This is a genomic window from Pseudomonas sp. Sample_10, from assembly GCF_004321495.1.
In the GTDB taxonomy this organism is placed as follows: domain Bacteria; phylum Pseudomonadota; class Gammaproteobacteria; order Pseudomonadales; family Pseudomonadaceae; genus Aquipseudomonas.
The window spans coordinates 39,826-53,484 of record NZ_RCOE01000216.1 but is presented as its reverse complement, the minus strand read 5'-3'; the positions used below and the strand labels follow the sequence as shown (position 1 = coordinate 53,484).

General features: G+C 57.8%; 13 protein-coding genes. 6 read left to right on the top strand and 7 right to left on the bottom strand.

The window, feature by feature from the left end:
- Positions 1-81 precede the first annotated feature (81 nt).
- Complete coding sequence (locus D8U18_RS21050; RefSeq protein WP_056854568.1) at positions 82-663, top strand: hypothetical protein; 582 nt, start codon at positions 82-84, stop codon at positions 661-663.
- 332 nt (positions 664-995) lie between these two features.
- On the opposite strand, the gene D8U18_RS21045 is transcribed toward D8U18_RS21050, so the two are convergent.
- Positions 996-1,511 (bottom strand): Hcp family type VI secretion system effector, encoded by a 516-nt coding sequence (locus tag D8U18_RS21045; protein ID WP_056854567.1) that lies wholly within the window; start codon positions 1,509-1,511, stop codon positions 996-998.
- A 328-nt stretch (positions 1,512-1,839) separates the two neighbouring features.
- On the opposite strand from D8U18_RS21045, the gene D8U18_RS21040 reads away from it, so the two are divergent.
- Positions 1,840-2,517: a type 1 glutamine amidotransferase domain-containing protein gene (locus tag D8U18_RS21040; RefSeq protein WP_056854566.1), complete on the top strand. Its 678-nt coding sequence runs from the start codon at positions 1,840-1,842 to the stop codon at positions 2,515-2,517.
- Between the two features lie 47 nt (positions 2,518-2,564).
- On the opposite strand, the gene D8U18_RS21035 is transcribed toward D8U18_RS21040, so the two are convergent.
- From D8U18_RS21035 to D8U18_RS21025, 3 genes are all read right to left on the bottom strand, one after another.
- The gene (locus tag D8U18_RS21035; protein ID WP_131108343.1) at positions 2,565-3,944 is read right to left on the bottom strand and encodes a VOC family protein; all 1,380 of its coding nucleotides are present in this window, start codon (positions 3,942-3,944) and stop codon (positions 2,565-2,567) included.
- 111 nt (positions 3,945-4,055) lie between these two features.
- On the bottom strand, positions 4,056-5,012 hold the full coding sequence (locus D8U18_RS21030) for an alpha/beta fold hydrolase (protein WP_056854564.1): 957 nt from the start codon (positions 5,010-5,012) through the stop codon (positions 4,056-4,058).
- A gap of 22 nt (positions 5,013-5,034) precedes the next feature.
- On the bottom strand, positions 5,035-6,489 hold the full coding sequence (locus D8U18_RS21025) for an NAD(P)/FAD-dependent oxidoreductase (protein ID WP_131108342.1): 1,455 nt from the start codon (positions 6,487-6,489) through the stop codon (positions 5,035-5,037).
- Positions 6,490-6,713: 224 nt separating this feature from the next.
- Between D8U18_RS21025 and D8U18_RS21020 the strand changes: the two genes are divergently transcribed.
- Positions 6,714-7,787, top strand: a complete 1,074-nt coding sequence (locus tag D8U18_RS21020) for a diguanylate cyclase (protein WP_131108341.1) — start codon at positions 6,714-6,716, stop codon at positions 7,785-7,787.
- Positions 7,788-7,828: 41 nt separating this feature from the next.
- On the opposite strand, the gene D8U18_RS21015 is transcribed toward D8U18_RS21020, so the two are convergent.
- The 3 genes from D8U18_RS21015 to D8U18_RS21000 form a co-directional block, all read right to left on the bottom strand.
- Positions 7,829-8,698 carry an oxaloacetate decarboxylase gene (locus D8U18_RS21015; RefSeq protein ID WP_056854561.1) on the bottom strand — a complete coding sequence of 290 codons (870 nt, stop codon included), beginning with the start codon at positions 8,696-8,698 and terminating at the stop codon, positions 7,829-7,831.
- Positions 8,699-8,913: 215 nt separating this feature from the next.
- Entirely contained in the window at positions 8,914-9,948 is a 1,035-nt protein-coding gene (gene astA / locus D8U18_RS21005; protein WP_131108340.1) for an arginine N-succinyltransferase, read from the bottom strand.
- Positions 9,949-10,009: 61 nt separating this feature from the next.
- Positions 10,010-11,026: an arginine N-succinyltransferase gene (locus D8U18_RS21000; protein ID WP_130907386.1), complete on the bottom strand. Its 1,017-nt coding sequence runs from the start codon at positions 11,024-11,026 to the stop codon at positions 10,010-10,012.
- Between the two features lie 586 nt (positions 11,027-11,612).
- On the opposite strand from D8U18_RS21000, the gene D8U18_RS20995 reads away from it, so the two are divergent.
- The 3 genes from D8U18_RS20995 to D8U18_RS20985 all read left to right on the top strand — a co-directional run bounded on the left by D8U18_RS20995 (position 11,613) and on the right by D8U18_RS20985 (position 13,658).
- Positions 11,613-12,185, top strand: coding sequence for a histidine phosphatase family protein (locus D8U18_RS20995; RefSeq protein ID WP_131108339.1), 573 nt, complete (start codon positions 11,613-11,615; stop codon positions 12,183-12,185).
- On the top strand, positions 12,185-12,940 hold the full coding sequence (cobF, locus tag D8U18_RS20990) for a precorrin-6A synthase (deacetylating) (protein ID WP_130930699.1): 756 nt from the start codon (positions 12,185-12,187) through the stop codon (positions 12,938-12,940). The genes D8U18_RS20995 and cobF overlap by 1 nt, the downstream gene beginning before the upstream one ends.
- Before the next feature lie 106 nt (positions 12,941-13,046).
- Positions 13,047-13,658: an antibiotic biosynthesis monooxygenase gene (locus D8U18_RS20985; RefSeq protein ID WP_056854556.1), complete on the top strand. Its 612-nt coding sequence runs from the start codon at positions 13,047-13,049 to the stop codon at positions 13,656-13,658.
- Position 13,659: the final 1 nt, after the last annotated feature.

Sequence of the window (13,659 nt, the reverse complement as noted above, 5' to 3'; positions counted from 1 at the left end):
GCGTCTATGCTCATTCGCACGCGGCTTTTAACCCGGGTTCAAAGCCGTTTGTCGCCAATGATCACAGGGAATGTTCTGCCTATGAAACTTCACGCACTGACCAAAGCCATCACCCTTGCCACCTTGCTCTCTGCCACCAGCCTGAGTGTCATTGCGGCTGACATCCCGCTGTCTGCTGTCGTGGAAGCAGATCAAATCACCACCAAAGTCGTGTCGGTCGATGCCGCCAATCATCAAGTCGTGCTTGAGGGGCCTGAAGGCAATCAGGTGCATGTGCAATTGACCGAGAAGGCCAAGAACCTCGGCAACCTGAAGGCCGGCGACCAAGTGGACATTGAGGTCACCCGCGCTGTGGCGGCTTACCTCGACACCGATATCGACAAAGGCTTGCCGGGCAGCATCGAGCGAACCGGTGAAGCCCGCGCCGCGCCCGGCAGCGCCAATCCGGGGGGTGAAGCCTACCGTCAGGTACAGGTACAACTGAAGATCACCGACATCGATGTGAAGAACAATCGGGTGACCTTCGAGAACCCCAAAGGCCAGTCTAAGACGATCGATGTCGTAAGACCTGAAATGCAAGCCAAGCTAAAGGATCTGAAGAAAGGCCAGACGGTCAATGTGGTTTACACCGATATACTGAAGGTCACCACACGAAAAAGTTGAGTCTCTACTCTATTGGCTGAATGTCCTTGTACAACTTGTACAGGGATATTCACTGATTTTAACGAGTTGGTGAGTCTTAATGAGCGATCAAAATTATATTTGAGTCGACATTTGATAAATATGTATCTGTAAATTTCATATTTATACTCGCGGACAACTTCAAGGAGTTGATTTAATATGCGTCTCGTTCGCCCAGTGTTTCGGCTCTTTACCGGTGCAGGGATGCCGAGGCCATGGCACTGGGCGAACTCTTCTTTGCGTATGGGGCTTCTCCAATACGATCTATAAATTAGACCGGAAAAAAGCGGTTCGATAGTTATTGCACGAGCACATCAGCCTGCCGGCGAGCGCCAGTCATCGGAGCCCGAAGTACCACTTACTTCGTGGGTCCAGGTTATTTTTCGATAGGTAAAGTGCACGTCTTGTAAATGCGTGAAATGCGAATTCGCCGGATCCTGGCAGTTGTGCATGTAATCTTTGATATGGACGATGATCGCATCTTCAAGCTCGGTGGTGTAGTAGTGCTCTTGAGTCCCCTTTATCGATATGCGGTACCATTTGATCAGGACAGATGTCATCACTTCACCCGTCGTCAACGCCTGCAGTAGTAAGGGCGAAGATTTGTCGAAGACCTTCGTGATTATTACCGGTTTGTGAATGCGTAGGCCTGTTGTTTGACCAGATTGCGGATCGCGCGGCATTGTCAGTTCGTGGCTGAAACCTTGAACCATGACCTCATTTTCACGACCCTCCTGAAAGATGTTGCCAACGGAGTCAGCCGTGAAAGCACCGTCAGTGATCAAGCCTTGTGTCACGCCATTCACATACATATACGCGGGTGTAGCCATGGATGCTCTCCTTGCTAGAGTAAAGTGAGGCTCCCGAAAGGCACGTTCGCCTGATGGGGGTCTCACGATTAACAAGGTCCGTGCCATACGCCGCGAAGCCCCTGAGGCCGCAGGTCGAGTCAATTCAGGGGAACGTTCTTTCGCTAAAACACCTCGATATCTGCGCAGGTTGCTGCGCAATACAGGTCGAATTGTGGCGCACCTTGTCGAATCGCCCGACAGACCGAATGATCCACCTCGCGCCGAGAACCTGCAGCGTGCCAAGCGGGCAGTTTTCGGCGCATCACGGCTATAAGCCACCATTGCAGTCCCGAGACGGAGTGACGACATGAAAATCCTGATGGTTTTAACGTCCCACGATCAATTGGGTAACACCGGCAAGAAAACCGGATTCTGGCTGGAGGAATTCGCGGCACCGTATTACGCCTTCAAGGATGCCGGCGCTCAATTGACCCTGGCTTCACCCAAAGGCGGGCAACCACCGCTGGACCCGAAAAGTGACGAACCGGATGCACAAACTGAAGCCACCGAGCGTTTTCGCAAGGACACGGCTGCGCAGTCGGCCTTGGCATCCACCGTGCTGCTCAGCTCGGTCAAGGCCAGCGATTACGATGCGATTTTCTATCCCGGCGGCCATGGTCCGCTTTGGGACCTGGCCGAAGACAAGCATTCGATTGCCCTGATCGAATCTTTTTACAACGCCGGCAAACCGGTCGCGACCGTTTGCCATGCCCCGGGTGTTTTACGGCATGCCAAGAGCGCCGACGGCCAGCCCTTGGTCAAAGGCAAGAAGGTGACGGGGTTCACCAACAGTGAGGAGGACGCCGTGCAATTGACCAACGTCGTGCCGTTTCTGGTCGAAGACGAGCTCAAGGCCAAAGGCGGGATTTTTTCCAAGGGCCCGGACTGGGCGAGTTATGTGCTCACGGATGGTCTGTTGCTGACCGGGCAGAACCCGGCGTCGTCACAGGCAACGGCTGAAGCGCTATTGGCGAAACTGAAATAACCCACTCTGCGGGAGCGAGCGTGCTCGCTCCCGCAGTCAGTCCAATGTCAGTGTGCGAACGAGGCAAAACACTGCTCGATCGAGCGCCGCTGGGTCTCGGCATACAACCCCAATTCATCAATGGTCGGGCGCCCCAGGGCTCTCTCGAACGCTTGCTGATTGGAATGCACGCCATAGTGGGTCTGCGCCGCGTCCCCCAGATTTGACTGAAAAATCCCCGCCGCGCTGACCGGCAGGAAATCTTCGTACACCAACGGTTCAACTCGCAGATAGCCGTTGCTGACCAGATCTTCCAGAGGCAAGGTTTTCAGCTCGGCTGCTGCCAGGCCTTTTTCTGTCACAAAATAGCGAAAGTACGCCAGCTCCTGACGGCGCATGTCTTCGTAGGTGTCGGGAAATTCGCTGAAGTGTTGCGCCATCAGCGTGTTGTAACGCTTGGCATTGGCTTCATTGGGGAAATCCTTGAGTTCATCCCGCGCCGCATTGAGCAGGCGGTCATACAGCGCCCGGCCTTTGGGCGTGAGCGCAGCGCCACGTTGTTCGATCTCACCGAAACGGGCGCTGTGACTGCCGCGTGTTTGGGCTTGGTCGATGAACGCGACCGGTTCGTCGAGTGCCTTGAAACTGGTCTGGCGCAGCAGAATAGGGCACTGACGACGGGGCGGACCTTCGATTACCGCTTTGGGGGTGATGCCATGGGCAGGCATTTGTGCCTGGACGATGTCGATGTCCAGGGTACGCGGAGTCAGGTGATTGATATGCGGCCCCTTGAAAGCCACGACATCGGCGATCAGGCGATGCTGGGCGCTGAGCTTCTGATATTGCTCGGCGGTCACAGTGGCACTGTGGTGCCAGCGGAAGGTTTCCAGCGCCTGCTCGACGAATGTTACCGCCTCTTGTTCGGTGAGACCGCCCTGGGTCTCGGCGCGCTCGATCAACGTGAGCGCAGTCGGGGTGAAGATCGACCGTTTATCCAAAACCGACTGGGCGAAGGCCCGCAACTCAAGATCTTCGATCAGTTCCAGGCGCAATAGCGAGGTGAAAACACGGAACGGGCTGACCTGCAACGCTGCTTCATGCACGGCACGAAATGCCGTGGAGTGCACGGGGACGCCGGCCGGGGTCAAATCGTAATAACCCACGGGTTGCATGCCCATCACCGCGAACAGGCGGGCGAGGGTGGCCAGTTCAGCGGCCGTGCCGATCCGGATCGCACCGTGGCGCTCCAGGTCCAGGCGTTCGATTTCGCCAGTGCTGTTCAACTGCTGCGCCACTTGCGGATCGCTGTCGAGCACGTGACGGTTGGTCTGTTCCACCAATTCCATCAACGCGCCGTACAGCGGCACTTCTTCGCGGTACATGTCGGACATCGCTCTGGAAAAGCGTTGGCGGATCAGGTCAGGGCTGACGAAGCTAGGGTGGTTCATGAACAGAATTCCTGGCGCGGTAACGAGAAGGATGGATCAAAAGATCGCAGCCTTGGGCGTCGCCGACAAACGAAGTTTCTGACGAACTTCATTCTGCAAAGGACTGCATCTTCAGTGCAGTCGTTGATCCTGTGGGCTTTCCGAGCGCAGCGATGCCAAAAACTCCCGATACAGGTGGGCTGAACCGGCCGGTGCCTCGACCATTGGCATATGGCCGACGCCTTCCCAGATTTCTACCCGTAGATCAGCGATGCCTTTGCTCCAGATCGCCACACTGCTGACATCGATCAAACGGTCCTTGCGTCCCCAGAGCAGCAGGGCCGGGGCTTTGATCGAAGGGAGTTTCGGCTCCATCGGCGGGCTGGCGCGGAAGTCGCGAAAAATCTCTTCCAGTTCGTCCCGCGACTGTTCATAGCGATGGGCAAAGGCATCCAGCACCACGCGCGGCACCCATGGTGGATCGGCCATGGTCATGGCATAGAGGTATTTGAATTCTTCGCGGGAGTTGATCAGGAAAGGATTGTGGCCCCGGGCAAGATGCCGCTCCAGATCACTGGGTTCGGGCGCGGTCACGCCCGCCGGATCAATCAGGGCGACCGAAACGATGCGTTCCGGGTACGTTGCCGCCAGCCATGCCGCCAGATACCCGCCCATCGAGTTGCCAATCACATGAACCTTGTCCACGCCGCACACATCCAGCAATTGGATGATGCGCTTGGCCTGCAACGGGATGTCATAGCCGCCGCCGGCCTTGAAGCCGGTTTCGCCATGACCGGCGATGTCGGGGATGATGACCCGATAATTGCCGACAAAATATCGGGCAAAGCGCAGCCAGATATTTTTATCGGCGCTAAAACCATGCAGCATCAACACATTGCTGGATGCTTCGTAGGGGCCACCTTGCCAGGTTGAGACGGTCATTTCGGCGATGGGCACGACAATCTTGTGCAGCTTGTACAACTTGGCTTCGGCGGCCGTGCTCAATTCATAGATCCAATAGCCGATGGCCGGGTAGCTCAACCAGCTCCAGGCGGCGAAAACCGCGATTGCGACAACCAGTAAAAGCATCAGGCGCCTTCCTTCTGACGAATCAGGACAAAATGTGATCGGCCGGTTTCAAGGTTCGGGTCAAGCGGTGGAAGCTGAAACTGAACCCCGGAAACATGGCAATCACATGACCGCTCTTGCTTTGATACCAACTGTGGCAGCCTCCCGACTTCCACACCGTGCGCTCCATTTCTCTATGGATCATTTCAGTGTAGGTACGTTCTGCTTCCGGGCGAACTTCAATGCTGCGCAAACCTTGTGCTTTTAACGTTTGAATGCAGTCGAGGATGTAGTTCATTTGCGATTCGATGATGAACAGCGCCGAGGTGTGGCCGATGCCCGTGTTCGGGCCGGTGACGATAAACAGGTTGGGAAAGTCCGGCAGGGCAGTGCCGAGGTAGGCTCGGGGGAATTCGCGCCAGACATTTCGCAGTTGCGTGCCGTTCTTGCCGCTGACCGGGTAGGAAATCACCCCGTCGGTGGCGTCATAACCGGTGGACCAGATAATCAGATCGAGATCGATGTGTTGGCCGTCCTGCATCACGATACCGGTTTCGTCGATAGCGGCGATGGCCTGTTCGCGGCTGTGCAGCGTTACGTTGCTGCGGGCCAGCGCCGGGTACAGCGTGCTCGATAGAATCACCCGTTTGCAGCCGATGGTGTAGTCCGGCGTCAGTTTTCGCCGAAGTTCGCCGTCGGGAACCTGGCGCCTGATAAAGCGCAGGGCCTCTTGCTGGACCATGTGCAACGCCGGTTTCGAGTATTTGAAGGCGATCACCCGGGTTTCAAACTGCCAGTAGATCATCCAGCGCAGCAGCTTGTAGGCCGGCCTGATGCCGAGCAACCAACGCTGGAAACGCCCGAATGTACGGTCAGCCCGAGGCAGCACCCAATGCGGCGTACGCTGGAACACATGCAAGTGCCCGACGTCCGGGGCTATCGCCGGAATCACCTGCGCCGCGCTGGCACCGCTGCCGACAATGGCCACGCGTTTTTGCCGGTAATCGTAGGAATGGTCCCAATTGTTGGTATGAAAGGTTTTGCCCTGGAAGCGTTCCTCCCCCTCGAAATGCGGAATTACCGGTTGGCTCAAGGGACCCGTGGCGTTGATCAGAAATTGTGCGTGAAACGTGCCTTTGGCGGCAGTGTGCACGGCCCAGCGTTTGCCAGCATCGTCCCATTCGACACGCTCGACATCGGCTTGCAATTCCACTCGTTCGCGCAGGCCAAAGTGCTCGATCACATGACCGGTGTAGCGATGAAGTTCGGCCTGTTCGGCAAACATCTGCGTCCAGCGGTAGGGGGCAAAGGACAGTGAATACAGCGGTGAAGGCACATCGACGGCGGCGCCGGGGTAGGTGTTCTGGCACCAGGTGCCACCGAAGAAGTCCCGCCGCTCCAGCACACGGAAGTCGGTAATGCCGGCCTTGAGCAAATTGACGGCGGCGCACTGACCACCAAAGCCGCTGCCGATGATCAGCACTTGAAAGGTCTGCATGGGCCTCCTGTTTGCTCGTGGTTTAGCGAACGCTTCTTTCATGTATAGCCAAACGAAGCGGTATTGCGCGTGATCTTCATCAAGTGGGCGCGAACAGACTCGCACACAGCGCTCGGTTTATGCGCCGCTAGCCGGTGATGGCTATTTGACGTTGCCCTGTTAGACTCCGACAGTACCTGCACCACCGGTGTAATCAGGTTTTGTTCCGTGCGGCAGAGGTCCCAATGGGAAAGATGGGAGGAAAAGGACTTTCACTGGCCAGGAGGCTCTACACATCGCGCATCCTCGGCCTCGGGTTGGGTTTGTTATGCGTGAGTGTGGCGATGTTCCCATTGAACCCGGCGCCTTGGGTATGGGGCCTGATGTTGTTCAATGGGTTGCTCTGGCCGCACCTGGCCTACCATTGGTCGCGTCGGGTTGCGCGTCCCTACCACGCGGAACAGCGTAACCTGTTGGTGGACGCCTTTATGGGTGGGTTCTGGGTTGTCGCCATGCACTTCAATCCTTTGCCTGCCGCCACCACCCTTTCGATGATGGCGATGAATAATGTCGCCATTGGCGGTTTGCGCTTTCTGCTGACGGGGACCGCCGCGCAGGTACTCGGGATGGGCGTTGGCTGGCTGTTTTTCAACCCCATCGTGGTTCCCGAAACCAGCCAGATCCAGCTCTACGCCAGTTTGCCGCTGATGTGTCTTTATCCGCTGGCGCTGGGCTGGATCTGCTATCGCCAGGCTTATACCCTCGGGCGGCAAAAGCGCGAGTTACTGGCCCTGAGCCGCACCGACAGCCTGACCGGATTGCTCAACCACGGCGCCTGGAAGGACCAGCTGGAAGTGGAATTCCAGCGCTGCCAGCGGCAACGCCAGGGCGGGGCGATTGCCCTGATCGACATCGACCATTTCAAAATCATCAACGACACCTACGGTCACGTCGCCGGAGACATCGTGTTGCGGCAACTGAGCAAGATGCTCAAACACAACCTGCGGGCCACGGATGTCGCCGGGCGTTATGGCGGCGATGAATTTTGCGTGATCCTGCCGGACCTGCCCCTGAGCAGTGCCGCTGCTGTCATGGAGGGCTTGCGTGATCGCTTCGCCACCCTGGGTTATGAACAGAATCCGACGTTGAAGGTCAGCCTGAGTATTGGTCTTGCGGCGTTCAACGCAGGCCACACCGACGCGACCCTGTGGCTCAATGATGCGGATCAGGCGCTGTATGAAGCCAAGAGCACGGGGCGTAATCGGGTGATCTGTTGCCGTGACGACAGGCCACGGCATGAGCTGCTCGGCTCGGTTTGATCCCCTGATCCCATTGTCGCCGCCTGACTACCGCCTGCCCATCACTCCTTGACGCTCATGAATTCCTCCGCATAGCGGATGTACTCTTCAGGCTGAGTGTAGGTGTGAGTCAGTTCGGTAGCGCTCAGGTCAGAGGCCTGGGTGAAGATCTGGCGTTGCTCGCGCAGGCTGTCGTAGGTCGCCTTGATGGCGGCGAAGTAGGCGCCGTGGCCGTCGATTACCACGCGCACGCCAAGTTCGGCCAGACGTTTGTCGTCACGCAGCAGCGGGTTGCCGTAGGTCACCAGCATCAACGGGACGCTCAGGTGTTCGGCGATTTGCTCCAGATGATCGAAATCCTTTACCCCTACCATGCAAATACCATCGGCACCGGCGCGCTGGTATTGCTTGGTGCGGCTGATGATTTCCTGCACCGGCAGGATCCCTGCGTTGGTGCGGGCAATGATTGCCATTTCCGAATCGCAGCGGGCTTCCAGTGCCGCGCGGATCTTGCCGACGCCCTCGGCGACGGTAATCAAGTCGGTGGATTTGCGGCCGAATTGGGCGGGCAGCAGGGTGTCTTCGATGGTCAGGGCCGCGATGCCGGCACGTTCCAGTTCAACAATGGTACGCATCACATTCAATGCATTGCCGTAGCCATGGTCGGCGTCGGCGATGACCGGTAACTGGGCGACACGCCCGATACGGGTGGCCTGCTCGGCGAACTCACTGAGGGTGATCAAGGCAAAGTCGGGGGCGCCCAGCACTTGTAACGATGCAACCGAACCTCCCAGGATGCCTACCTCAAACCCCAGGTCGGCGGCGATGCGCGCCGACATCGGATCGAAGACCGATGCGGTGTGATAGCAGGTTTTGGACGCGAACAGCTGGCGAAAATTGTGGCGCAAATCTTGATGAGACAGCCTGGACATATGAGTTCCACCAATGGAAATGGAAGGGCTTGAGCAAAAGTGTCAACGCCGAAGTTGTAAAAGGCTATCACGCTGGCGAGTCGAGAATGATGACGAATTTGCCGTGATTGCTGCCTTTTGGTGTGTGCCATTGTCTGTTTCAAGGTAAACGCGGGTATGTCTGGGGGATGTCGGCTTGGGTTGAGCGACCAACGGCACGCCAGGCAATTGAGGTGTTACGCCGCCACTGCCTGCTGCTGTTGTTTGAGCAAGGGGACGGCTCGAACAGAATCGCCGGGTCGCAATTGCAGGCGTTTGGCGGTGAGACGATCAACCACCAGACTGTGCCCTGATTGTCGTGCCCGGGCAGCAGTGATGCGACAGTTTTCCAGTCGGCGGTTGTGGATCAGCCACATCGGCGCCTGCTCGTCCGGGGCGCCCATGGCCAAATCAAGCAATTGACTGTCGCGCACGGTGCGAATGCCGGAGGTCGGGGCTTCGATGACCGGGCCGGCGTCGAAAATGTCGATATAACCTTTGTGGTCAAAACCCTCGTCGCTGAGGATTTTCAGTGCCGCTTCGCTGTTGGCGTGAGGTTTGCCGATCACGGCTTGAGCCTGTTCTGTGAGCAGACAGGTATAAATGGGTTGGCGTGGCATCAGTTCGGCGATGAACGATTTGTTGCCCAACCCGGACAGGTGATCGGCGTGGCTGAAATCCATCTGGAAAAAGTGGCGGCCCACGCTGTCCCAGAAGGGCGAACAGCCCTGTTCGTCGGCACTGCCGCGCAGCTCGGCGATGAGTTTGTCGCCAAACAGGCTCGGGAACTCCGCGACAAACAACAGGCGACTCAGGGATAGAAGGCGACCGTGGCTGCCCAGGCGCTGGTCGGGGCGCAGGAACAACGTGCGGAGTTCCGATTGCCCGGTCATTTCATTGCTCAGGAACAAGGTCGGAATGTGTCGCTGGATCCCCAGGTCCGGGGATGAGCTGACCGTCAGACCGACCCGATAGTTGTACCAGGGTTCGCGCAGGCCAACGGCTCCCGCCACGGCACTCACGCCCACCACTTGCTGATCGTCGTCTTCGAGTACGAACAGGTAATCCGCATCGGCACGTTCGACCTGCTCGGCGAACGTTCTTTTTGCCCATCGCAATCGGTAGTTCAGTCGTTCTTCGTCGGCCGGCAAAGTCGTCATCCCTCGACCCGCAAGCCGAACCAACGCGAGCAGGGCAGGCAGGTCGGTCACCTGGGCCGGTCGAACAATCATGATGCCGCTCCTGCTTCGGGTTTGTACGGGGATCGTTGTCGGGCACCGCACACAACGATGCTCACAGGGCAATCAACCGAACCTGACGGCCCTCGGTCACCTTCAACGCTGCACACATCGCGGCATCGAGGGTCACGGGTTTTCCGGGCAGGTAGTCCAGTTCTGCAATGATGACGCGAAAGTTCTCCAGCGAATCATTGCTGACCAGGTAACGCCCTCGAGCGTCGATGAACGCACCGGGGCTGGCCTGGGTGGTTTGGCTTTGGGCGATGGACCGTATGTTGCCCGTGCGGGCCAGCAGGGTTGGACCGCCGTCGAAAAGGTCGACGTAGTGATTGGTTTCGAATCCCTCGCGCTGAAGAATATCGAATGCTTCCTGGCCATCGGGGTGGATCCGGCCGATGCAGTCCTGCGCGGCTTGGGGCAGCATGGGCACGTAGATCGGATATTGCGGCATCAATTCGGCGAGGAACGCCCGGCTTTCCAGGCCACACAAGCGCTCCGCTTCGACGTAGGGCAGGTCGAAGAAGTGTTTGCCCACGGCATCCCAGAAGGGTGAATGTCCCTCATCGCTGCTGTAACCGACGATTTCGGTAATCACTGTGTCGCAAAAGCGCTGGGCATGGGCGGCAATGAACAGCAGGCGCGCTCGCGACAACAGTTCGGAGGCGGCCGTTCCTGTCCATGCGCCATCGATGTGAAAACCGCGCAGCAATGTGTGGCCACTGAGGTCCTGGCACAGCGACAACGCCGGCACGCCGTGCTCGATGTTCAACTCCCGCGAGGCACTATTGAAGTGGCGATTGCGCAGGCTGTAGAACGGTTCGTCGAACCCGGCAGTCGCCAGAATCTCCGAACATCCGATCAGAGACCGGTTTGTCAGGTCCTCGAGTACGAAGAAATAATTCTCCGGCCCGGGGTTCTGCACGTTTTGCTCGAAAGATGTGCAGGAATCGAGGATTTTATCGCGCAAACGCTCGCTGTCGTCCGGCAAGGACGTGACGCCCACCAGGCTTTCGCGAGCAAGGCGCTGCAACTGGGGCAGGTCGGTTAACTGCACTGGGCGCAAGACCAGCATGGATGCACTCCTGTCTCAAAGGGCTGGGTGACGGGGCACCAAGCCTGACAATCACTGTCGGTTTTCCACGCATTTTTTCGGCGGTAGCCTTGTAAGGCGACGCTCTTTTTTGTTCGTTACCGGGTATGACTACACGCATCACCGTGCCCGCTCCAGACCCTGCCATGGGGCTCATCAGGGTGAATGGATCTTGCGTTCGTGTGGGTCAGGTTCCAGACCGGAAACGATGTTCGGGTCTGGCAAAACAAGGCATCCGGGCTCCTGCTGGATGTGGGCTATCGGTAATCCGTTGAAAGCAGTATTTATTTAAGCCGCACTGCATGTCTAGTTAATTTTCGTGCGGGATTTCAACGTCCAGTGACGATTTTTGATCGATGCGCATCGGGGCTTCAGGTAAGTCGATCAGGCTTGTAGGCAAACGCCCAAAGAGCAGTCAGAGATGGCTGATCCTGTAGCATGAAAGGCATCCGGCCATTACCCATTTCAAGTCAAAGGAAACAACCCCGATGCCGACTCTTACGGCACAATTGCCTCTGGCTGGCGATTAAACGCCGTTTATCCTTCCCACCCGACAGAGAAACCCCGCGTGAAGGCGACTCGTTTGACCCTGATGTGCCATGCACGAACTGTCGCACAAAAACTTGCGCGGTTTCCTACAAACGAGCCGCTGGAGATGGATTGGCAATCGGCGCGGGCTTCGCGCAGTTCTCAATTCAAGGGTGCGCCGAAGCTGTTATGCGGGCCGGAGTTGCGCACCCGACAAACCGCCGAATTGTTCGGCAGTACGATGGAGGTGGTCGCAGCCCTGAGAGATTGCGATTTCGGGCGCTGGTGCGGTGCAAGCATCAATGACGTGCAAACATCCGAACCTGAATTATTGCAGGGCTGGATTGCCGACCCGCATGCGGCCCCGCATGGTGGTGAGTCGGTGGCCCAGGTCTGTAGGCGCACCGCTGAGTGGCTGACGACGCTGCAAGCAACACCAGGGCATTTCATCGCCGTTACCCATCCGTTTGTCATTCGTGCCGCGCTGAGTCACGTCCTGCAGAGCCCGGCCTACAACCTGATCGATGTCGAGCCGCTGTCGTCCATCGAGTTGCGGTTCAATGGTTGCTGGCGCTTGCGGCTGCCGGGCACTGATCCTGAAGGGGTGTCTTGATGAAAAAGATAATGGTCATCGGCATCGGTGCCGGCAACCCTGATTACATCACCGTGCAAGCGGTCAAGGCGCTGAATCGGGTCGATGTGTTTTTCCTCATGGACAAGGGCCGGAGCAAAGACAAACTGATCGACCTGCGCCGCGACATTTGTGAGCGTTACATCAGCCATCGCGATTACCGCTTTGTCGAAGCGCCGGTTGCGGAACGCGAGCGTGGCGATGTTGACTACACTTGCAGCGTCAATGAGCTGAACCTGGTCAAGCAGCGTACCTTCGAGCGCCTGATCAATGAGCAAATGACGGACGGCCAGTGCGGCGGGTTCCTGGTATGGGGTGACCCGGCACTTTACGACAGCACCCTGCGAATCCTGCAGGCCATTCTCGCGGCAGGCACCTGCGCTTTCGAATACGAGGTGATTCCCGGCATCACCAGCGTTCAGGCGCTGGCGGCGCAGCACAAAGTGACGCTCAATCAGATCGGTCGTCCGGTTGAAATCACCACTGGCCGGCGACTGGCCGCGGGGCAGGTGAGCGACGCCGATAGCCTGGTGGTGATGCTCGATGCCCAGGACGCCTACCAACAGGTAGCGGATCAGGACACGCAGATTTATTGGGGGGCCTACCTGGGGACACCCGATGAAATCCTGATCAGCGGCAAGCTCAGGGACGTCGCGGATGAGATTGAGCGGGTCCGCAAGGCGGCCCGACAGGCCAATGGCTGGATCATGGATACCTATTTGTTGCACAAGCCCTGAGTCCGGGCGGCACGTTTTAAAAAAAAGCACGTACATGCAATTTTTTCCTTCCCGTCATCGGCAACATTGAAGTCCTTTCAACATTGTTACGTCGGAGACCTTCGTCATGTCTGAAATCCAGTCCCGGAGCACACAGACACCTGGGTTCGATGAAGTTGTCACGTTGATCGTCAAGCATCGGATCAAGGCCGGTTCCGAAGTGCCGTATGAAGCCTGGCTGCGCAACATCGTCAAGGTTGCCGGGCAAAGCGTGGGGCACCTGGGGGTGGATGTGGTGCGTGGCAAAAGCGCGGGTCTCGACACGTACACCTGCGTGCTGCGCTTTTGCTCCACTGAGGCGATGCAGCGCTGGCTCGATTCGCCGCAGCGCCAGGCGCTGGTCGACGAAGCTGCGCCGATGCTCGCTGATGGCGACCAGACCGAGGTCAACCCGGTCAACGAGTTCTGGTTTACCCCGCAGACTGAAACCGGCTCGCCTGCACCGCGCTGGAAGCAGGCGGTGGTCACGCTGCTGGTGATCCTGCCGCACACGCTGTTGGTACCGCTGCTTTGGGGGCCGTTGCTGCAGCTCAACGCTTTTCTTTCCAATTACGTGGTCGCCACGTTCCTGATCACCCTGACCATCGTGCTGTCAGTGGTGTACGTCTTCATGCCGCTCGCCACGCGCCTGTTTGCGCCCTGGCTGGAAGCCGGCCAGTCCCCTGCCAAATTGCCTTAAG

Excerpts from the sequence above, each read along its gene's own strand:
- D8U18_RS21050 (WP_056854568.1), top strand. The coding sequence starts at position 82 with ATGAAACTTCACGCACTGACCAAAGCCATCACCCTTGCCACCTTGCTC.
- D8U18_RS21045 (WP_056854567.1), bottom strand. The coding sequence starts at position 1,511 with ATGGCTACACCCGCGTATATGTATGTGAATGGCGTGACACAAGGCTTG.
- D8U18_RS21040 (WP_056854566.1), top strand. The coding sequence starts at position 1,840 with ATGAAAATCCTGATGGTTTTAACGTCCCACGATCAATTGGGTAACACC.
- D8U18_RS21035 (WP_131108343.1), bottom strand. The coding sequence starts at position 3,944 with ATGAACCACCCTAGCTTCGTCAGCCCTGACCTGATCCGCCAACGCTTT.
- D8U18_RS21030 (WP_056854564.1), bottom strand. The coding sequence starts at position 5,012 with ATGCTTTTACTGGTTGTCGCAATCGCGGTTTTCGCCGCCTGGAGCTGG.
- D8U18_RS21025 (WP_131108342.1), bottom strand. The coding sequence starts at position 6,489 with ATGCAGACCTTTCAAGTGCTGATCATCGGCAGCGGCTTTGGTGGTCAG.
- D8U18_RS21020 (WP_131108341.1), top strand. The coding sequence starts at position 6,714 with ATGGGAAAGATGGGAGGAAAAGGACTTTCACTGGCCAGGAGGCTCTAC.
- D8U18_RS21015 (WP_056854561.1), bottom strand. The coding sequence starts at position 8,698 with ATGTCCAGGCTGTCTCATCAAGATTTGCGCCACAATTTTCGCCAGCTG.
- astA (WP_131108340.1), bottom strand. The coding sequence starts at position 9,948 with ATGATTGTTCGACCGGCCCAGGTGACCGACCTGCCTGCCCTGCTCGCG.
- D8U18_RS21000 (WP_130907386.1), bottom strand. The coding sequence starts at position 11,026 with ATGCTGGTCTTGCGCCCAGTGCAGTTAACCGACCTGCCCCAGTTGCAG.
- cobF (WP_130930699.1), top strand. The coding sequence starts at position 12,185 with ATGAAAAAGATAATGGTCATCGGCATCGGTGCCGGCAACCCTGATTAC.
- D8U18_RS20985 (WP_056854556.1), top strand. The coding sequence starts at position 13,047 with ATGTCTGAAATCCAGTCCCGGAGCACACAGACACCTGGGTTCGATGAA.